The 19631-nt window shown below is 52.1% G+C and carries 20 protein-coding genes; 15 read left to right on the top strand and 5 right to left on the bottom strand.

Going from position 1 to position 19631, the window contains the following annotated elements:
• Positions 1 to 37: 37 nt before the first annotated feature.
• Positions 38 to 910 carry an MBL fold metallo-hydrolase gene (locus AC07OI_RS28680; RefSeq protein WP_495259520.1) on the bottom strand — a complete coding sequence of 291 codons (873 nt, stop codon included), beginning with the start codon at positions 908 to 910 and terminating at the stop codon, positions 38 to 40.
• A 320-nt stretch (positions 911 to 1230) separates the two neighbouring features.
• On the opposite strand from AC07OI_RS28680, the gene AC07OI_RS28675 reads away from it, so the two are divergent.
• A complete protein-coding gene (locus AC07OI_RS28675) occupies positions 1231 to 2043 on the top strand; it encodes a sulfite exporter TauE/SafE family protein (RefSeq protein WP_495259519.1) in 813 nt (270 codons plus the stop codon).
• Here the strand turns inward: AC07OI_RS28675 and AC07OI_RS28670 are convergent.
• Positions 2040 to 2381: an ArsR/SmtB family transcription factor gene (locus AC07OI_RS28670; RefSeq protein WP_492705220.1), complete on the bottom strand. Its 342-nt coding sequence runs from the start codon at positions 2379 to 2381 to the stop codon at positions 2040 to 2042. The two genes, AC07OI_RS28675 and AC07OI_RS28670, sit on opposite strands and share 4 nt — an antisense overlap.
• Before the next feature lie 197 nt (positions 2382 to 2578).
• Here AC07OI_RS28670 and AC07OI_RS28665 point away from each other — a divergent pair, with 197 nt between their 5' ends.
• The 3 genes from AC07OI_RS28665 to AC07OI_RS28655 are packed head-to-tail and all read left to right on the top strand — an operon-like array spanning position 2579 to position 7062.
• Positions 2579 to 3637: an efflux RND transporter periplasmic adaptor subunit gene (locus tag AC07OI_RS28665; protein WP_495259548.1), complete on the top strand. Its 1059-nt coding sequence runs from the start codon at positions 2579 to 2581 to the stop codon at positions 3635 to 3637.
• A gap of 9 nt (positions 3638 to 3646) precedes the next feature.
• Positions 3647 to 6856 carry an efflux RND transporter permease subunit gene (locus AC07OI_RS28660; RefSeq protein WP_495259518.1) on the top strand — a complete coding sequence of 1070 codons (3210 nt, stop codon included), beginning with the start codon at positions 3647 to 3649 and terminating at the stop codon, positions 6854 to 6856.
• Entirely contained in the window at positions 6853 to 7062 is a 210-nt protein-coding gene (locus AC07OI_RS28655; protein WP_495259517.1) for a YgaP family membrane protein, read from the top strand. Before AC07OI_RS28660 ends, AC07OI_RS28655 begins: the two co-directional genes overlap by 4 nt.
• An 11-nt stretch (positions 7063 to 7073) precedes the next feature.
• Here the strand turns inward: AC07OI_RS28655 and AC07OI_RS28650 are convergent, their stop codons facing one another.
• Both AC07OI_RS28650 and AC07OI_RS28645 read right to left on the bottom strand, forming a co-directional pair.
• Complete coding sequence (locus AC07OI_RS28650; protein ID WP_492705225.1) at positions 7074 to 7382, bottom strand: hypothetical protein; 309 nt, start codon at positions 7380 to 7382, stop codon at positions 7074 to 7076.
• 126 nt (positions 7383 to 7508) lie between these two features.
• Positions 7509 to 8228, bottom strand: a complete 720-nt coding sequence (locus AC07OI_RS28645) for a queuosine precursor transporter (RefSeq protein WP_492705227.1) — start codon at positions 8226 to 8228, stop codon at positions 7509 to 7511.
• A gap of 184 nt (positions 8229 to 8412) precedes the next feature.
• On the opposite strand from AC07OI_RS28645, the gene AC07OI_RS28640 reads away from it, so the two are divergent.
• The gene (locus AC07OI_RS28640; RefSeq protein ID WP_495259516.1) at positions 8413 to 9705 is read left to right on the top strand and encodes a cyclic di-GMP phosphodiesterase; all 1293 of its coding nucleotides are present in this window, start codon (positions 8413 to 8415) and stop codon (positions 9703 to 9705) included.
• A gap of 10 nt (positions 9706 to 9715) precedes the next feature.
• Here AC07OI_RS28640 and AC07OI_RS28635 read toward each other — a convergent pair whose 3' ends face one another.
• Positions 9716 to 10369, bottom strand: coding sequence for a GntR family transcriptional regulator (locus AC07OI_RS28635; RefSeq protein ID WP_495259515.1), 654 nt, complete (start codon positions 10367 to 10369; stop codon positions 9716 to 9718).
• Between the two features lie 197 nt (positions 10370 to 10566).
• Between AC07OI_RS28635 and dctP the strand changes: the two genes are divergently transcribed.
• The 10 genes from dctP to AC07OI_RS28585 are packed head-to-tail and all read left to right on the top strand — an operon-like array spanning position 10567 to position 19616.
• Positions 10567 to 11589 carry a TRAP transporter substrate-binding protein DctP gene (dctP, locus tag AC07OI_RS28630; RefSeq protein ID WP_495259514.1) on the top strand — a complete coding sequence of 341 codons (1023 nt, stop codon included), beginning with the start codon at positions 10567 to 10569 and terminating at the stop codon, positions 11587 to 11589.
• Positions 11586 to 12140, top strand: a complete 555-nt coding sequence (locus AC07OI_RS28625) for a TRAP transporter small permease (RefSeq protein WP_492705236.1) — start codon at positions 11586 to 11588, stop codon at positions 12138 to 12140. Before dctP ends, AC07OI_RS28625 begins: the two co-directional genes overlap by 4 nt.
• Complete coding sequence (locus AC07OI_RS28620; protein WP_423011460.1) at positions 12137 to 13486, top strand: TRAP transporter large permease; 1350 nt, start codon at positions 12137 to 12139, stop codon at positions 13484 to 13486. The genes AC07OI_RS28625 and AC07OI_RS28620 overlap by 4 nt, the downstream gene beginning before the upstream one ends.
• The gene (gene mdcA / locus AC07OI_RS28615; RefSeq protein ID WP_495259513.1) at positions 13486 to 15150 is read left to right on the top strand and encodes a malonate decarboxylase subunit alpha; all 1665 of its coding nucleotides are present in this window, start codon (positions 13486 to 13488) and stop codon (positions 15148 to 15150) included. Before AC07OI_RS28620 ends, mdcA begins: the two co-directional genes overlap by 1 nt.
• A gap of 11 nt (positions 15151 to 15161) precedes the next feature.
• The gene (mdcC, locus tag AC07OI_RS28610; protein WP_495259512.1) at positions 15162 to 15476 is read left to right on the top strand and encodes a malonate decarboxylase acyl carrier protein; all 315 of its coding nucleotides are present in this window, start codon (positions 15162 to 15164) and stop codon (positions 15474 to 15476) included.
• Positions 15473 to 16372 (top strand): biotin-independent malonate decarboxylase subunit beta, encoded by a 900-nt coding sequence (locus AC07OI_RS28605; protein ID WP_495259511.1) that lies wholly within the window; start codon positions 15473 to 15475, stop codon positions 16370 to 16372. Before mdcC ends, AC07OI_RS28605 begins: the two co-directional genes overlap by 4 nt.
• Complete coding sequence (mdcE, locus tag AC07OI_RS28600; protein ID WP_495259510.1) at positions 16365 to 17078, top strand: biotin-independent malonate decarboxylase subunit gamma; 714 nt, start codon at positions 16365 to 16367, stop codon at positions 17076 to 17078. Before AC07OI_RS28605 ends, mdcE begins: the two co-directional genes overlap by 8 nt.
• Before the next feature lie 3 nt (positions 17079 to 17081).
• Complete coding sequence (gene mdcG / locus AC07OI_RS28595) at positions 17082 to 17771, top strand: malonate decarboxylase holo-[acyl-carrier-protein] synthase (RefSeq protein ID WP_495259509.1); 690 nt, start codon at positions 17082 to 17084, stop codon at positions 17769 to 17771.
• Positions 17765 to 18688, top strand: a complete 924-nt coding sequence (gene mdcB, locus AC07OI_RS28590) for a triphosphoribosyl-dephospho-CoA synthase MdcB (protein ID WP_495259508.1) — start codon at positions 17765 to 17767, stop codon at positions 18686 to 18688. The genes mdcG and mdcB overlap by 7 nt, the downstream gene beginning before the upstream one ends.
• Positions 18681 to 19616, top strand: coding sequence for an ACP S-malonyltransferase (locus AC07OI_RS28585; protein ID WP_495259507.1), 936 nt, complete (start codon positions 18681 to 18683; stop codon positions 19614 to 19616). The genes mdcB and AC07OI_RS28585 overlap by 8 nt, the downstream gene beginning before the upstream one ends.
• The last annotated feature ends 15 nt before the right edge of the window (positions 19617 to 19631 follow it).

Here is a 19631-nt window from a genome sequence, read left to right as displayed (position 1 = left end):
CAGAATCAAATTGCGATGATCTTTAAATACGTTCTCTTCAAAGACCATTCACTGGAATTTTCAGGTAGTGAATACCATTCGTTTCAGCTGCAGGCAGGGATCCTGCGCGTATGTTGACTTGTATGGCCGGTATCAGCAGGTAGGGCATTTCCAGCCCGGCATCACGCTTGCTTCTCATGGCTACAAAATCGGCTTCTGCGACGCCATCGCGTACATGGATATTTTCATTTTTCTGATTGGCGACCGTGGTGTGCGTACAGACTTCTCGTCCGGCAGGTGGGTAATCATGACAAAGGAATAGCCGCGTTTCTGGTGGGTAGGACAGGAGTTTTTGTATGGAGTGATATAACTGCGTGGCATTACCGCCGGGGAAGTCGCAGCGTGCCGTACCGACGTCTGGCATGAACAGGGTGTCACCAACAAAAATGCTGTCACCTATCAGGTAAGCCATGTCAGCGGATGTATGACCTGGTACATACAAAGCCACTGCCTTTAATTCACCAATGAAAAATTCCGCATCTGCAGCAAACAGCACGTCAAACTGTGAACCATTCACGGGAAATTCTGCTTCGAGATTGAAAAGGGTTTTGAATACTTTTTGCACTGCACCGATTTGCTCGCCTATGGCGATTTGTCCGCCTGCTTTTTCTTTCAGATACTGGGCACCCGACAAATGATCGGCATGGGCATGGGTTTCCAGCAGCCATTGCAACGTCAAGTTATTCGACGCAAGAAATTCCAATACCAGGTCGGCAGATTTGCTCGTGGTGCGCCCTGACTTGGGTTCATAATTCAGTACCGGATCAATAACCGCAGCATGACCGCCAGGCGCATCAAATACGATATGGGTGGCGGTACAGGTTTGCGTATCGAAGAAACTGTGTACGTGAGGCTTGGTGTCTGGATTCATGATGAACTCGCGCATGGCGATGAAATGAGTTCTCGAATAATAACAAAAATGTTGCTGATTTTGACATCCGAAATGCGAGTGCCACATTAAGCCTGGTTTCACACTCGACGTGAAGGCTAGCCAGGAATACTATAGTGGACTTTTGTAGTTAAAACAGAATGCCTTCCGCTTGCGCGACGATGATGGCTGCGATGCAAATGCTCGCGATAGCGCCACTATCGCTTTGCTTTGCATCTTGCCCTAATCGCCGGGCAAGCGTCTTTCACTTCTGTTTTAACTACAATAGTCCACTAGCATATTTTTTAATCCAGGCTTTCGATATGTTCCTCTCTGCAGCAGAACTTGTAGTGGCTCTCATCGGTGCCTTGGTCGGTCTCATCATGGGTCTGACCGGGGCTGGCGGCGGCATACTGGCAGTGCCTGCGCTGGTGTATACCCAGGGTTTCAGCATGCAGCAAGCCATGCCCATGGCCTTGCTGGCCGTCAGCAGTGCCGCCATGATAGGCGCGATTGAGGGACTGGTACGCAAGCTGGTACGTTACCGTGCTGCCATCCTGATGGCAGTTGCGGGTAGCCTGCCTACCCTGCTGGGCGTACAAGTTGCACAGCGCATGTCGCAGCAATGGCTGATGCTGGTGTTTGCCATGATACTGGGTGTGGTGGCTGTGAGACTGTTTGTGCAATTGCGTTCACCTGACTGTGATGACGACAAGCGTGCTGCCATGGCGCGTATCAATAGTAGTACCGGTCGCTTTGAATGGTCTTTCAAGACCGGGGCAGTGATTGCCGGCATAGGTGCGGTTTCCGGCTTCATGACAGGTTTGCTGGGTGTGGGCGGTGGCTTTGTCATTGTCCCCATGCTCAGGCATTACACTAATGCCAGCATGCATGTGGCAGTGGCGACTTCGCTGCTGGTGGTCAGCATCGTTGGTTCCATGGGGGTGGGATCAGCCCTGTTGAGTGGTGCACATTTGCCGGTCTTGCTGTCAGCCATGTTTGTGGCGACTACGGTAGCCGGTATGTTGCTGGCCAGGCGCATAGCCCTGCAATTGCCGCAGCAAAAGGTACAAATGATTTTTGTCGTTGTGCTGGTATGTGTGGCAGCCAGCCTGGTCTATCGTGCTATGGCTTAGTTGAGACTGCGGCTGCTGCCATTCAATATGGCAGCCTGCGATTCCAGTTGTCGGGCCACGTTGCCGCACACCAGGTCACACAGGGCGTAAATCGATTCGTCAGCGATATGGTAATACACAGAAGTACCGCGTCCTTCGCGTGCCACCAGGCCATGCTTGGCCAAGGTAGACAGATGGCGTGAGACATTCGCCTGAGAGCAGGCGCAACGCTCGGCCAGTTCGCCGACATTGTGTTCTTTTTCGCGCAGGCAATTCAGGATACGCAAGCGGGTAGGCTCAGCGAGCGCCGAAAAATAATGGGCAATCTGTATCAAAGCCTGATCAGATAATCCGTCCATAACAGTCAATGTAGTAGTGGGAATGTTTCTATCATACCCCTAGTCGGGATGATTGCACATGCTTAATTTACTATTTGCGTAATTGCGCAAATAAGAATATTATATTTTTGCGGCATGTGTGAAAAGCATCTGCGAAAAACCTGCTATCCATGCCACCAACTGTCATTCATGAATCCAGAACCTTTGATTACTCCGTGATGAAGCAAGTGCTTACTTTATTAATTATTCTGTTTGCAGCAGCAAGCGCGGCTGTCGCTACGTCTGCAGCAGAGCTGGAGGTGGCTGCGGTCAGGTCCAGCAATGCAGCCAGCCAGATTACAACAGATGGCGTGGTCGAAGCCGTCAGGCAGACGATTATCGCTGCCCAGGTATCGGGTGCGATCACAAATTTACCGGTCAAGGCTGGCGACAGCATGAAGGCCGGGCAAATGCTGGTGCGTATTGATGGTCGCGCCGCCAGCCAGCAGGCGCATGCCAGCCAGGCGCAGGTCGAAGCAGCGCGAGCGGCCTTGCAGGTGGCAAGCAAAGACTATGAACGGCAAAAGCAGTTGTTTGCGCGTCTATACATCAGTCAGGCGCAACTCGACAGAGCTGAAGCACAATTCAAATCAGCTACCGCTGATGCCAATGCCCAAATAGCCCAGGCTGGCGCGGTGCAGACGCAATCGGGGTTTTATACATTGACTGCACCGTATGCCGGTCGCATTGCCGACGTCTTTATCAGTCAGGGTGACATGGTCACACCAGGCAAGGCCTTGATGGCGGTATATGATCCCGCAGCCCTGCGCGTGACAGCCACACTGCCAGAAGCCCATCTCGCCAGCCTTGCGCAAGGCCAGAGCATTACGGTGGAGATACCGGCTTTGCCAGCCGCGCAAGGCATCATCAAACTCAATAAATTTACCATCTTGCCTGTGACCGATGCCAGTACGCACACCGTGCAACTGCGCCTGGATTTGCCAGCTGTGCATGGACTGGCACCCGGTATGTTTGCGCGTCTGCAATTACCAGTACAAGCCGCACAAACTGGACATGCCCTGGGCAAGGATGATGCCGCACGCCTGTATGTACCTGTCAGAGCAGTAGTGCGCCGTGCAGAGTTGCATGCTGTGTATGTCGTCAATTCGCAGGGCAAGCCAATGCTCAGGCAGATCAAGCCTGGCCCCGTCATTGGTAGTGAGCAAGAAGTGCTGGCTGGTGTTGCCGCAGGTGAAAAAGTGATGCTCAATCCTCTGGCCGCAGCCCAGTCACGCTGAGGATATGCCATGGCAAAACAATTGGGATATTCTGGCCGCATCGCCAAATTTTTTCAGACGGCACAAATCACGCCCCTGCTGGCGCTGGTGGCATTTTTACTTGGCGTATTTGCCGTCATCGTCACGCCGCGTGAAGAAGAACCGCAAATCAATGTGACGATGGCGAATGTGCTGATCCCCTTTCCCGGTGCATCGGTGAAACAGGTGGAGCAACAAGTGGCAATACCGGCAGAACAGGTGCTGGGACAAATCGCCAATGTCGAACATGTAATGTCGGTATCGCGGCCAGGCATGGCGATTATGACTGTGCAATTTGAAGTTGGTATACCGCGTACTGAAGCACTGGTGCGTTTGTACGATGTGGTCCACAGTAATCGCGACTGGTTGCCCGCCAAACTGGGCGTGCTGGAAGCCATCGTCAAACCCAGGGGCATTGATGATGCACCCATCGTCGCCCTGACTTTATGGAGCAAAAATCCGCAGACCGCAGCCTATGACCTGGAGCGTGTTGCCCACAGCATGGAAGCTGAACTCAAGCGCGTAAAAGGCACGCGTGAAGTAAGCACTACAGGTGGCCCCGGCCACGCCATCAACATAGAACTTGATCCGGCCAGGATGGCAGCGAATGGCTTGACAGTGGCTGACCTGCAAAGCAGTTTGCAAGCTGTTAACCTGGGTTTGCCTGTCGGTGAGTTGACGCGTGCCAATCAAAGCATTGTTATCGATGCCGGGCCATTTTTGCATGATGCACAAGCCGTGACTGAAGTAGTGGTTGGCGTCAAGGCTGGCAAACCCATTTTCATGGGGGATGTGGCAAAAGTCGTGGATGGCGCGTTGCCCGTGAGCTCTTATGTCTGGCATGGTTTGGCAGGTAAAGATGCTGCGGAATATCCAGCCGTCACCATTGCCATCAGCAAGCAGCCGGGCCAGAATGCAGTCGCCGTTGCTGACGCTATCAAACAGCGCGTGGCAGAACTGCGTAATACCGTCATACCCGAAGGTATGGAAGTCAGCATGACGCGCAATTACGGTCAGACAGCTGACGACAAGGCAAAAAAACTCATACAGAAATTATTGTTTGCAACTGCCTCCGTGGTGGCCCTGGTATTTATTGCCTTGGGGCGGCGTGAAGCAGCCATCGTCGGCACAGCAGTGATGTTGACTTTAACAGTGACCCTGTTTGCCTCCTGGGCCTGCGGTTTTACGCTGAACCGCGTATCCCTGTTTGCTCTGATTTTTTCCATAGGCATACTGGTCGATGATGCGATTGTCGTGGTTGAAAATATACACAGGCATCAGGCGCTGTGCCCGGATAAGTCGCTGACAGAAATCATACCCGGCGCGGTTGATGAAGTCGGTGGCCCCACGATACTGGCAACGCTGACTGTGATTGCGGCATTATTGCCCATGGCCTTTGTCAGCGGCCTCATGGGGCCGTATATGAGCCCCATCCCCATCAACGCCAGCATGGGCATGTTGCTGTCGCTGGCGATAGCCTTCATTGTCACGCCATGGCTGGCACGTATCTGGATGAAGCATGGTAACAATGTGCATGAAAGTGAATTGCAGAAAAAAATTGGCAGTATTTTTAAATGCATGTTTCGTCCCCTCCTTGATGAGCGCAAGGGACGATGGAATGGCTGGAAGCTGACGCTGTTTATCGTTGCTCTGATTGCCATGTCCATCATCTTGCCGGTACTTGGCTGGGTACAATTGAAGATGCTGCCCTTTGATAATAAATCAGAGTTTCAAGTCGTGGTCGATATGCCTGCTGGTACGCCAGTAGAAAAAACTGCAGCTGTCTTGCGCGAACTTGGTGCTTACTTGTCCAAAGTGCCGGAAGTGGCTGACTATCAGGCTTATGCAGGTATAGCCGCACCCATTAATTTCAATGGCCTGGTGCGTCAGTATTATCTGCGTTCTGGTGGCAATGTCGGTGACCTGCAAGTCAATCTGGTGGACAAGCAGCATCGCAGCGAGCAAAGCCATGCCATCGCCAGCCGCTTGCGTCCTGCACTGCAGGCAATTGGTCAGCGATTTTCTGCCAATGTCAAAGTGGTGGAGGTACCTCCCGGCCCGCCAGTGCAGGCAGCCATCGTTGCAGAAATTTATGGCCCCACAGATGAGGGCAGGCAGCAAGTCGCCCGTGCTGTACGTGCAGTATTCAACAAGACTGCCGGTGTGGTGGATGTTGATGACAGCAGCATTATCAACGCGCCGCGCAAGGTCTTGCTGATAGACCAGCGCAAGGCTGCAGTACTGGGCATCAGTCAGACAGCCATAGTAACAACCCTGCGCGCTGGTTTGCATGGTGATGCGGCCAGCTATCTGCATGATGAAAGCAAATATGCGACCGCCATACAATTGCAATTGCCGGTCACTGAACAAGGCAGTCTGGAAAGCCTGTTGAGCCTGGGTCTCAGATCAGCGCAAGGCAAGCTGGTACCGGTGCGTGAGCTGGTGAATATCTCGGACACCTTGCGCGAGCAGCCGGTGTTTCACAAAGATGGCCTGGCAGTCAATTATGTCATCGCTGACATGGCAGGCAAGATAGACAGCCCGCTATACGGCATGTTTGCGATGCGCAGCGACATCGGAAACATTATTGCTCCCGATGGTGGCAAGCTGCATGAGTTTTTCATCCATGCCCCATCCGACCCTTACCGCGGCTTCAGTCTGAAATGGGATGGCGAATGGAAGATTACTTATGAAACTTTCCGCGACATGGGGGCAGCCTATGGCGTAGGTCTGATACTGATTTACTTGCTGGTAGTGGCGCAATTTGGTTCTTACCTGACACCGCTGATCATCATGGTACCAATACCTCTGACCATCATCGGCGTCATGCCGAGTCATGCACTGCTGGGTGCGCAATACACCGCCACCAGCATGATAGGCATGATCGCCCTGGCAGGCATCATTGTCAGGAATTCTATCTTGCTGGTGGATTTTATCCATGTGCAGGTGGCTGCAGGCATGGCGTTCAAGGATGCGATAGTCAGCTCTGCCATCACACGTGCACAACCTATTGCATTAACCGGATTTGCCGCCATGCTGGGTGCTTTCTTTATCCTCGATGACCCCATCTTCAATGGTCTGGCGATCTCACTGATTTTCGGCATCCTGGTGTCTACCCTGCTGACATTGATAGTGATACCGCTGCTGTATTACCACGTTTATAAAAACTATCCTGAATACCAACAAGGAGCTTCATCATGACTAGCTGGCAGATTGTCCGTATCGTTGCAGGTTGCTTTATTCTTTTAAGCCTCGCCTTGGGTATACCAGGCAGTCCGCTGTTCGTGCATCAATGGTGGCTGGGCTTTACTGCCTTTGTCGGGATTAACTTATTGCAGAGTGGCATCACCAAATGGTGCCTGATGGAAGGTATTTTACGCAAGCTGGGCGTGCGTGCAGGCAACTGAAAAGCCTGCACTTAACCCTTGATAGAAAAATGAATGCGTGAATTTGGTGCAGCCAGTTTATCGCTTAATCGTCGCCCCGGGTCTTTGCGCCTGCCTTGCAGTTTGCGGGTATTTAATAAAATGGCTTGCTGTTTTTCACGGCGGTCGGCATTGCGCCGGTTTTCAACTTGACGGCGTTCTACCTCTGGCCAGGTGACTTCTTCACTGGCAGATTTACCATCTTGTGCTTGCCCATGTGCAACAGGTCGACGGTATTGGTTGGTGGCATGCGGCGTTTCTGCGGCTTGCTCAAAGATACGGAATACTTTTAGAGGAAACATGACATAAGTGCAGGAAATAAGGCTGTTCGCACTTAGAACGGTCAAATTGCCTAAAACTTTAGCAGCCCACTTTTACAGGCAGGCTCAAGCTCCAATAAAATTTCCAGAGTGAAATTTTTATACTGCTTATACTTTTAACTGGAAAGGTGTGAAATTGGTATCTTTGTCATAGTAATCTTCATTCTCTTTTCTCTTCAGGAAAGCGACTACTTTATAAGTTACGGGCGTCATGACGACTTCCCAACTGGTCTTCAAAATATATTGTGCGACCATGACCGTGATCAGCTGACTGTCTGACCAGATGCCGTAAAAGGCAATCACATAAAACAGGCTGGAATCAACAAACTCGCCGCAAATGGTCGAACCTATGGTACGCATCCACAGATGTTTGCCTTCCATTGCCACCTTCATCTTGGCCAGCACATAGCTATTCACAAAACTGCCACACCAGAATGCGGTGACTGATCCCAGGATAATTCTTGGTGTATTGCCAAATACCGCATTCAGGTGAGTCTGGTACTCGGTATTAAACGGGTCCGCCGCCGGTGTCAGTGCCAGTACGACGACTGACATGATGGCAGCAAACAGAACCGCACCAAAACCTGCCCAGATCACGCGGCGGTCACGTCCATAGCCATACACTTCAGTCAGTACATCACCAAAAATATAAGAGATAGGGAAAAACAGTACCCCGGCACCAAAAGTCACCGTTCCCACTATTGGCAGCGTCACCTGTGCAGCCTTGGCTGCACCGATGAGATTCGAGCATAACAACACAGTGACAAAGGCCGCCATAACAAAATCGTAATATTTATAACTGGCAAGTGGGCGTGTCATCAGATTCATCCTGGAGTGTGTTGCTGTATGTTGGTATGTTGCTATGCCATCAGGCAGAGCCTTAGCTTCAGCCATATTCCTGCACCCGGTTCAAACTTGTCAACCTTGACTCAGGTTTTTGTTGGAAAATAGACCAATACGGCATTTTGCTACAATGAGCTTAGTTCAGTTCAATCCGCTTTAAAGTGTTTACATGTGCGCAACCCCTATTACCGTTGATGTTCCAGTTGAGCAATTATGCATAGGCTTATATGTGCATCTGGATATTTCATGGCTGGAACATTCCTTTGCCCTTAATAGTTTCAAGATCAAGAGCCAGCAAGAGATCAATGCGATAAAGCAGTTGGGCCTGAAAACCATCAGGGTCAACCCGTCCAAATCTGATAATCGTCCCTTGCCGCCACAGCCAAAAACTGCAGAGGCAGTGGAGCCAGAACCGGCCATCGTGCACAGCCCGGAAGAACTGGCCCTGATTGCTGAAAAAAAAGCGCGCATAGATCGCTTGATCAAGGAGCGCAACGCCATCGCCCAATGCGAAAAGCAACTGCTGAAGGCTGCCAATACCCTCAAAAATATTACCAAGAACCTGTTCTCTCGCCCGCAGGAATCTGTGCGCGAAGCTGAGCAACTGGTGCAGCAAATGCTGGACTCTTTGCTGGTCGACAAAGACATCGCCATCCATCTTATGAACGACAAGATAGTCGGCGAAGAAGCCTATTATCATTCCCTTAATGTCGCAGTACTGACCATGATGCTGGCAAAAGAATTATCCTTTCCGGCGGACGACATCAAGCAATTGGGCATGGGCTGCATGTTCCACGACATAGGTAAAGTTGAGATCCCTGACCGTATCGTCAACAAGACTTTTGCACTGACCAAGGCAGAACAAAATCTCTTGCAGATGCATAGCCACTATGGCCAGCAGATTGCCGAAAAACTGAACCTGCCGAAAGGCGTGACCGAGATCATCGCGCAGCACCATGAGCTGGCTGATGGCAGTGGTTATCCGCAACAACTCAAAGCTGAGCGTATCTCACCGCTGGCACGCATCGTTGCCATCACCAATGCCTACGATAATCTGTGCAACAAGCCCAACCCTGCCGATTCGCTCAGTCCGTATGAAGCCATGTCCTATATGTTTGCCCATCAGCGCAAGCAATTCGATGCAACGGCACTGAACCTGTTCATACGCTGCATGGGTGTCTATCCGCCAGGTACCATCGTCAAGCTCAGTGACGGTACTTTTGGCATGGTGGTGGGCGTCAATTCCAGCAAGCCTTTGCGCCCCAGCGTATTGATCTATGACCCAAGCGTACCCAAGTCCGAAGCCATCATCCTTGACCTGATACACGAACCCATACTCGACATCACTGCCAGCCTCAAGCCCGGCCAGCTGTCGCCAGAAGTGTATGAATACCTGAGCCCGCGCAAGCGCATGACTTATTTCTTTGATACGCAAAAGGCAGAAAACCTGAAGCGCCCATAAATATAAGGGTTTAACTGGTTTGCCGCGGCAGCGATGCAATCAAATCCGCAAAGCGCTGCCCCTGTATCATGATATGGCCGCGCAATAAATTCGCGGTCAGTTCTGCCTCACCTTGCAAGATGGCCTGCACCACCTGGTCATGCTCATTAAAGGAATTGGCAACGCGGTCACGCACGCGCAGTTGCAGGCGGCGGTAAGGCCGCAGGCGGCGGTGCAGGTTAATTGCCTGCGTTTCCAGAAAATCATTGTGGCTACCGCGATAAATCAGGTAGTGAAAAACTTCATTCTTGTAAAAGTATTCGTCCGGATCTTCAGCATCACGCGCCTCTTTGCAGGCTTCATGGGCAGTTTTTAAATCTGCCTGTTCCTGCTTCGACATGCGACGCGCGGCCATACGGCCACACATGGCTTCGAACTCTGCCATGACTTCAAACATTTCCACTAGTTGTTGCGGGCTGATGGTGGCGACCTGTGCACCGCGCCGAGGGCGCATTTCTATGATGCCCATGGACGCCAGTTGTATCAGCGCCTCCCGTATCGGGGTGCGGGATACGCCAAAGCGTTCTGCCAGTTCGGTTTCATCGAGGTGATGACCTGGCTGAAGTTGTCCTGTTGCTATCAATTCTTCTATTTCTTCTCGCAGGCTGGCTGAGCGGTTTTTCATTTTTCTTGTGTATCTAATTAATTCGTAAGTCTAGTATATATTCAAGTTGACTTTGAATGCAAAATAGTCGATCTTGTATACAATAATTTTAATAAGGCATACAAAGCGCAATTGTCAGCGGGATATGCAAAGAGAAAAAGGCAGGGCAAAACCTTGTCAAAAAGAGATGTCTCATCCATAAAACCTTAGGAGTAATCATGTCGCAATTGAAGAGAAGAACAGTCTTGCAAGCTTTAAGCCTGGCACCAATGGCAGCGACATGGTCGCCATCCTGGGCACAAAGTACAGCCCTGAAAATTTCCCACCAATTTCCTGGCGGCACGCTGGAAGAAGGTGATTTTCGTGACCGCCTCTGTCGCATGTTTGCCGCAGAAGTACAAAAACGCACGAGTGGCAGCCTGAAGTTTGAGGTCTACCCCGGTTCCTCACTGATGAAGACCAATGCGCAATTCTCTTCCATGCGCAAGGGCGCGCTGGATCTGTCACTGGTACCCTTGTCGTATGCTGGGGGGGAAGTACCAGAAGTGAATATCGGCCTCATGCCCGGCCTGGTACCATCCTATGAAGTGGGTGCTGCCTGGAAGAATGCCGAAGTCGGCAGGGAACTCAATAAACTCTTGCTGGACAAGGGCATCGTCGTTGTCAGCTGGATCTGGCAGGCTGGTGGCGTGGCATCACGCACCAAGGCGGTAGTTGACCCGGATGATGTCAAGGGCATGAAGATACGCGGTGGTTCGCGTGAAGTGGATCTGGTGTTGAAGGCCGCCGGTGCTGCTGTAGTTTCGTTGCCGTCAAACGAAATCTATGCCGCCATGCAAACCGGTGCGATGGAAGCCGCCATGACTTCATCGACTTCACTGATCTCTTTCCGCCTGGAAGAAGTATCGAAATTCCTGACCAGTGGCCGTGGCCAAAGTTACTGGTATATGTTTGAACCACTGATGATGTCGAAAGTGATTTTCGACAAGCTGTCCAAAGATCAGCAAAACACCATCATGACCGTGGGTGCAGAACTGGAAGCCTTTGCCATCAAGGCAGCCAAACAAGATGATATTGCTGTTGCCACTGTCTATGAAAAGAAAGGCGCCAAGGTAGTTGACCTGAACGCTGCCACCGTCAAGAAGTGGCAGGCAATCGCCCGCACGACGGCGTGGAAAGACTATGCCGACAAAAATGAAAACTGCGCCAAATTACTGAAGCTGGCGGAGAAATTATTATGAGTCATGGCTTTGAAATGGCAACTCCTAAAGGGCCTCCAGTTCCGGACCATCCCTTTGTAGCCCGGTTGGCAAAAGTACTGGAATGGATCAACAAAGCCATCGTGCGTATTTCCATGTTCGCCATGTTGTTGACGGCCTTCATCCTTACTTATTCTGTCGTCACGCGTTACCTGTTCAAGATACCGACAGACTGGCAAGATGAAGCTTCAGTCTTCATGCTAATAGGCGTGACTTTCTTTTCTGCGGCTTACGTACAATCCTATCGTGGCCATATAGGTATAGAGGTCTTGTCTTCCATCCTGCCCCCGGCAGTCAACCGCTTTCGTCTGTTACTGGTGGATATTATCAGTGCGACGTTTTGCCTGTTCTTTTCATGGAAATCCTGGACGCTGTTCCATGAAGCCTGGGTGGATGGGCAAACTACCTCGTCCACATTTGCACCACCCTTGTGGATACCCTATGCCATGATGGCAACCGGCATGACCCTGTTGTCGCTGCAAATCCTGGTACAGATACTGGCTGCCGCCACCAATAAGAGGGGGCCAGCATGAGTCCGCTAACCCTCGGTGTTTTATATGGCATCGTCACCCTGGTCGTGATGTTTTCCGGCATGCCGATTGCCTTTGCCCTGGGTGTAGTGGCAACCGGCTTCATGTATTTTTTCATGCCTGCTGCTTCACTCGATACCATCACCCAGAACGTCTATGAAGAAATGGCATCGATCACCTTGTTGTCGATACCGTTATTCATTTTAAAAGGCGCGGCGATAGGTAAATCACCTGCCGGACGTGACCTGTATTCTGCCATCCATGCCTGGTTGCACAAGGTGCCGGGTGGCTTGGGTATTGCCAATGTCTTTGCCTGCGCCATGTTTGCGGCAATGGCAGGTTCTTCACCTGCGACCTGTTCTGCCATCGGCTCGGCAGGCATACCAGAAATGCGCAGGCGTGGTTATTCGCCCGGCTTTGCTGCTGGCATCATCGCCGCCGGTGGCACTCTGGGCATCTTGCTGCCGCCATCGATTACCATGATCCTGTATGCAGTTGCTGCCGAACAGTCGCTCGGACGTTTGTTCCTGGCTGGCATAGGTCCGGGTGTCTTGCTGGTGATTTTGTTTTCTGGCTATGCCGTCTACAGGGCACGCCGTGAGTATGCGATTGCGTACAAGGCGTACGAGCAGGGTGGTGTCAAATCAGCTTATCTGGAAGAAGAACATTTCACCCTCGCGCAAAAAGTCGAGATGCTGCCACGGGTTTTGCCCTTCGTTATCTTGCTCATTGGTGTCATGGTGGCTCTGTATGGAGGCTATGCCACGCCTTCAGAAACTGCAGGCCTGGGTGCTTTGTTGGCCATGGTGCTCATCGCGATTGTGTATGGCGTCTGGCGACCAAAAGATATTTCACCCTTCATCACCTCTACCATCAAAGAATCAACGATGCTGCTGTTCATCATAGGCATGTCGCTGCTATATTCTTATGTCATGAGTTATCTGCACATCAGCCAGTCGGCGGCGCAATGGGTGGTCGATCTGCACTTGAGTAGATGGATGTTGCTGACAGTGATTTTGCTGATGGTGGTGGTGTTCGGTTTCTTCTTGCCGCCAGTATCGATTATCCTGATGATGTGCCCCATCATCTTGCCGCCCTTGAAAGTGGCCGGGTTTGACCTGATCTGGTTTGGCGTGGTCATGACCATAGTCATGGAGATGGGTTTGATACATCCACCCGTGGGCTTGAATATTTTTGTCATCAAGAACATCGCACCTGATATACCTCTGAAGGACATAGTCTGGGGTGTCATGCCTTTTTTATTATTGATGCTGGTAGCCGTGATTTTGTTATGCGTATTCCCGCATATCGCCACTGCATTTCCTGATGCCTTGATGGGAGCGAAATAATGACCGCAGCCGGTCGCTGGAATACCTTGCAAACCAACCGTCAGCAGCGCCTGCAAAGAGCAACTGCAGTGTTGGGCAATGATTTACAGGGCAAACTATTTCCGCAGCAGCGCATAGGCGACTGTCTGTATGCGGTACTGGAAACAGGCGACCGGGTTTGCCTGGAAGGGAATAACCAGAAGCAGGCAGATTTCCTGGCCAAAGCACTCACTAAACTGGATGCGACACGTGTCCACGATTTGCACATGTTGCTATCCGTGCTGGCCTTGCCTGAACATCTGGATGTATTTGATAAGGGCATCGCCAGCAAGCTGGATTTCTCTTTCTCCGGCCCGCAGGCAGCACGCCTGGCCAAACTGGCTTCGGCTGGCAAATTGAATATCGGTGCCATCCATACCTACCTGGAATTGTATGCGCGCTATTTCGTTGACCTGACCCCGCGCGTGGCCCTGGTGGCAGCGCAATCGGCTGACCGCGCAGGCAATTTATATACTGGCCCTAATACCGAAGACACACCGACGATAGTCGAAGCTACGGCATTCAAGTCCGGCATTGTGATTGCCCAGGTGAATGAAATAGTTGATGTCTTGCCGCGTGTCGATATCCCGGCGGGCTGGGTGGATTTTGTCGTGCAGGCACCAACACCGCATTACATAGAACCCCTGTTCACCCGCGATCCGGCTTTGATCTCCGAGATACAGGTCTTGATGGCGATGATGGCCATCAAGGGCATCTATGCAGAATATGAAGTTAAACGCCTCAACCATGGCATAGGCTTTGATACCGCCGCCATAGAATTGCTCTTGCCCACCTATGCAGCATCGCTGGGTCTGAAAGGCAAGATCGCCAGCCACTGGGCGCTGAACCCGCATCCAGCTTTGATACCCGCGATAGAAGCGGGCTTTGTTGAATCCGTGCATTCCTTTGGTTCTGAACTGGGTATGGAAGACTATATCCGTGCCCGGCCTGACATTTTCTTTGTCGGTGCAGATGGCAGCATGCGCAGCAACCGTGCGCTCTCGCAAGCTGCAGGGCATTATGCCTGCGACATGTTCATAGGCTCCACTTTGCAAATTGATTTGCAGGGTAATTCATCAACAGCTACTTTGGGCCGCATCGCCGGTTTTGGTGGTGCGCCTAACATGGGCGCTGATGCACGAGGCCGCCGCCATGCCAGCCCGGCGTGGCTAAAGGCGGGCCGCGAAGCACGTGCAGGCAGCAATCAGATACCGCGCGGGCAAAAACTGGTGGTGCAAATGGTAGAGACTTTCCGCGAGCATATGCAACCCGCCTTTGTAGAAAAACTCGATGCCTGGCAACTGGCAGAGCAAGCGAAGATGGCGATCCCACCAGTGATGATTTATGGCGATGATGTCACCCACATCCTCACTGAAGAAGGCATCGCCAATCTTCTTTTATGTCGTAGTGAAGAAGAGCGCGAACAAGCCATACGTGGTGTCGCAGGTTACACGCCTGTCGGCCTGGCACGTGACAAACGCATGGTAGAAAACTTGCGCGACCGCGGCATCATTAAACGTGCAGAAGACCTGGGGATAGACAAGCGCATGGCCACACGTGATTTGCTGGCCGCAAAGAATATGAAAGACCTGGTGCGCGCATCCGGCGGCTTATATCAGCCACCTAAACGCTTCAGGAACTGGTAAGGATCATCATCATGGAAACTTTGGTATACCGCTTTGAACAAGGACAGCGCAAGCTGGGATCGGCGGCGCAACTGGTAGGCGTGGTCAGCTCAGGCAATCTTGAAGTGCTGGTGCAGTCGCTGGATTTGCAATCAGCCTGCGAGATAGAAATCAGCACGGCTGCTACTGGCTTTGGTGCGATCTGGCAAGCTGTCATGAATGACTTTAACCAGCGCTGGCAACTGGCCGATTGCCGCATCGCCATCAACGATATGGGGGCTACTCCCGCTGTCGTCAGCCTGCGCATGGATCAGGCCATAGAAGCCTGTCTGGAGCAAACCAAATGAGTAGCTATCTCGAAGCAACGGCCAGGCAAAGAGTGGCCGCACTGATCAGCGATTTCACAGAGTTTCTGCCACCCGCAAAAGAATGGACCAGCCCACATCTGCCGCAACTGAATGCACCGGTGTCATTTGATGATGGCGCCGTCATCGGTCGCGGCACTATCGATGGCAGGCAAGTCTATGTCGCCGCACAGGAAGGTGGCTTCATGGGGGGCGCAGTCGGTGAAGTGCATGGTGCCAAACTGGTAGGCCTCATGCGTGCTGCCGTCATCCACAAACCTGAGGCACTGGTCTTGCTGGCAGAGTCCGGCGGTGTGCGCCTGCATGAAGCCAATGCGGGCCTGATCGCCGTGTCAGAAGTCATGCGCGCCTTGCTGGCTGTGCGTGCGGCGGGCATACCCGTCATCGTCGCCATTGGTGGCAGCAATGGCTGCTTTGGTGGCATGGGCATAGTCTCGCGCTGCGCGAATGTCATCATCATGTCAGAAGAAGCACGCCTTGCCATGTCTGGCCCCGAAGTCATAGAAACCGCGAATGGCGTAGAAGAGTTTGATTCACGTGACCGTGCGCTGGTGTGGCGCACCACCGGCGGCAAGCACCGCTACCTGCTTGGTGATTGCCAGATGCTGGTAGCCGATGATGATGCCGCATTCAAGACAGCGATAGTGCAAGCCATACAGGACAGTGCACAAAGCGAAGTTGCCCTCAGCCTGGCTGCACTGGAAGCAGAACAGCAAATGCTGACAGCACGACTGCAAGAATTTGGCAACAAGATAGAACCTATGGATATCTGGGCCGCCATGGGCATAGAACATGCTGAGGATATTGCCATGCTCGACACCCAGGCTTTCCTGCAACTGAGCGCCAGCATCAGGCAGACGGAGCGCCAATATGGATAGCATGCAATTGCTTACGCAATTATTCCCGCAAGGTCACGATGTCACCATCGCCGATGATTTTATATCTGGCACAGCGACTATAGCTGGGCAAAGCATCAGCGTCATCGGTACCAGCGGGCACACACCAATAGGTGTTGAGATAGCACTCGCGCAAGCCAGGGCAGTGCTGGCGACAGTACGTGATTATCCGCAAAGAGCTATCTTGCTGTTGGTTGATACTCAGGGCCAGCGTTTGCGCCACAGGGATGAAATGCTGGGCATCAACAGCTATATGGCACATCTGGGTAAATGCATAGAGTTAGCCAGACAGTCTGGCCACAAGGTCATTGCCCTGGTCTATGACCAGGCCTTGTCTGGCGGCTTCATTACCAGCGGCATGATGGCCGATGCCTGTTATGCCTTGCCAGAAGCCACCATACGCGTCATGGGTTTGCCAGCGATGGCACGCATCACCAAAGTGCCTGAAGAAAAGCTGACTGCACTGGCACTGCACAATCCCGTGTTTGCACCTGGCCCCAAAAACTATGAACGCATGGGGGGCGTACAGGCAATATGGGAAGGCGATCTGGCACAGAGCTTGCGCGATGCCCTGTTGCAGGCCGATGCAACTGACAGACGCAGTGAACTGGGTCAACAGCGTGGTGGCCGTCGCAAGTCGCAGCAAGTGATAGAGGCTGTTCTATCTCAGGCGGCACAAGTACAATAAGGTATGGATAGTATCGCGCAATATCAAAGGCATGATCTGGTCTGGCTTGCTGATGAAGCATGGCTGGCTGTCTTGCAGTCTTTTGGCGCGCCAGATCTGCTCAGTCAGTGGCAGCAGGAAGAATGGCCTGCCGTAGTCACACGCCGTCATCCTGATGCGGCCGAAGATGAAGTCTGCATAGGTTTCCCGCTTCCTCCTGTTAATGGCAACAAGCCGCGCTTTGCTGCCAGGGTAAAGGCTGAACATATCGCCATCCATCAGTCTGCCTTGTCCTTGCATACTGTCGTGGCGATTGTTCCACCTGCATGGCAGTCAGGTTTGCAAAACCTGCATCAGCAAGCCCTGATGGCGGGCATCAAGCTGCGCGTGTATGGCTCGGTCGCCATGCAATTTTTAACCGCGCAAGATTATCTGAGTCCGGCTTCAGATATCGATATCCTGTTCCGGCCTTATCATCAGGCGCAATTACGTGCTGGCCTGGCTTTGCTGCAAGAGCAGCAAAATTTACCGATTGATGGCGAAATTATTTTCCCTGGTGAGGCCGCAGTTGCGTGGAAAGAGTGGATGCAGCCAGCCCATCCAGGTCAAGATTTTAATCAGCAGCGGGTGATGGTCAAAGACATGCATGGCGTCAACCTGCGCACGCGCCAAAGCTTGCTTGATCTCTTGGCTGAGGGTGAATTGCCATGTTAGGGCAAGCACATGTGCTTACTGAATGGTGTTCAGTTCAGGCACAGATAGTTTCATCTCAAAGAAAACATGTTGCTCGTCAGATCGCTATCTTTGCAATTCGCAGCCTGCATGCCGAGCTGGTCTTATATCCCAAACCCGGCCTGGTATCCCTGCGTGACAATGGCAGCCATATTGACATGAATGCTACCTGCTTCATGCGCAGCCTGTTTTCGCTACGCCATTATTTCAGAGATATTGCGCTCGCTGGTGCGGACGGCGCTGAATTCCAGGTACTAAAGCAACTGGGCATCGCAGCAGAACAGCGCATGTTGAAAGCGACCAGAGGTATCAATACACATCGCGGTGCCATCTTTGCTTTGGGCATGCTCAGTGCAACGGCAGGATATTGCTTGTCACGCAGCGATGTATTGTCGGCTGCAACTTTACGGCAAGTCCTTGTCTCGCAATGGGGGAAGGCATTGGCTGCGCATAGTGCTCCTGAAGACGTCCAGCAACTGAGTCATGGCTTGCAGGCCGCAAAACTATATGCTGCCAGTGGCGCGAGAGAAGAAGCAGCGCTGGGTTTTCCATCCATCTTTGAACTGGCTTTGCCACGGATGCAGCTGAGTTTGCATGAAGGTCGCAGCCTGTATCTGGCGCAGGTAGATTGCTTCTTCACTCTGATGGCGCATATCAGCGACACCAATCTTTATCATCGCGGTGGCGCAGCAGGCATAGTTTATGCCAAGGATGCAGCACAAAATTTTCTGGAGCAGGGCGGTACAGCCAATCCGCAATGGTTGACCACGGCAGAAAATTGTCATCAAGAGTTCATCACCCGCAGGTTGTCACCAGGCGGTGCAGCAGATATGTTGGCTGCAACTTGCTTTGTGCATCACTGCCTGGAAAAATTTTCAACAATAGAAAATCATGAATAAGTTCGCACTACTGTGTCCGGGGCAGGGGGCGCAATCTGCGGATATGTTTGCGCTGGCCATGCAACACAAGCAAGCTGCCAGTTTTATTCAAGAGGCGTTGAGTCATAAGATAGGACAACACACTCTGGCAGATGCATTTTCGTCGAATGAGCTGCGGTTCGAGAATCGCTATGCCCAGCCTTTGATCGTTACAGCCACGTTGGCAAATTGGCTGGCGCTACGGGATAATTTACCCATGCCGGATTTGATTGCCGGATATAGTATAGGTGAGATCACTGCACATGCCGTCAGTGGCAGCATGGACGTACACGCTGCAATGCAAATCGCTACCACCCGCGCCGCTTTGATGCAGGCTTGCGTGCATGCGCCGCAACGCATGCTGGCAATATCTGGCATAGCTGTCGCTGACATACAGCAATTCGCCGCCACCCATGACCTTCATGTCGCTATCATTACAGCTGATAACAAGGCCATCATCGCTGGCCTGGCAGACAAGATCAGCGCGGCAATGCCTGAATTTGCGAGCTTGCCCGGGCATGATATTACACATGCAGAAATAGCCGTGCACATCGCTTCGCATACGCCCCTGATGCTGGCTGCCGCGTCTGGTTTTGCACAATTGCTGAATGACACTCCCATGTGCGCGACTGAGATTGCAGTGCTGGCAGGTGTCAATGCAGAAAAAGTCACAGAGCCAGCAATCATACGCAGCAGCTTGTTGGCACAACTGAGCCAGACCATACACTGGCATGCCTGTATGGATGCCTTGGCTGAAAGCGGCATCAGTTATGTGCTGGAACTGGGTCCAGGCTCGGCCTTATCCAAAATGCTGCAGACTCGTCATCCGCAGATTGCTTGTCGCTCAGTGACAGATTTTCGAAGTCTGGGAGGCGTGGTCGCATGGGGGCAGCGACAATGCGCTAGTTGAAGTAGCAGAGTTTCT

Source organism: Undibacterium sp. GW821-FHT07F11, assembly GCF_059418665.1.
The sequence above is the reverse complement of the archived record's forward strand: the minus strand, read 5'-3'. Positions and strand labels throughout refer to the sequence as shown.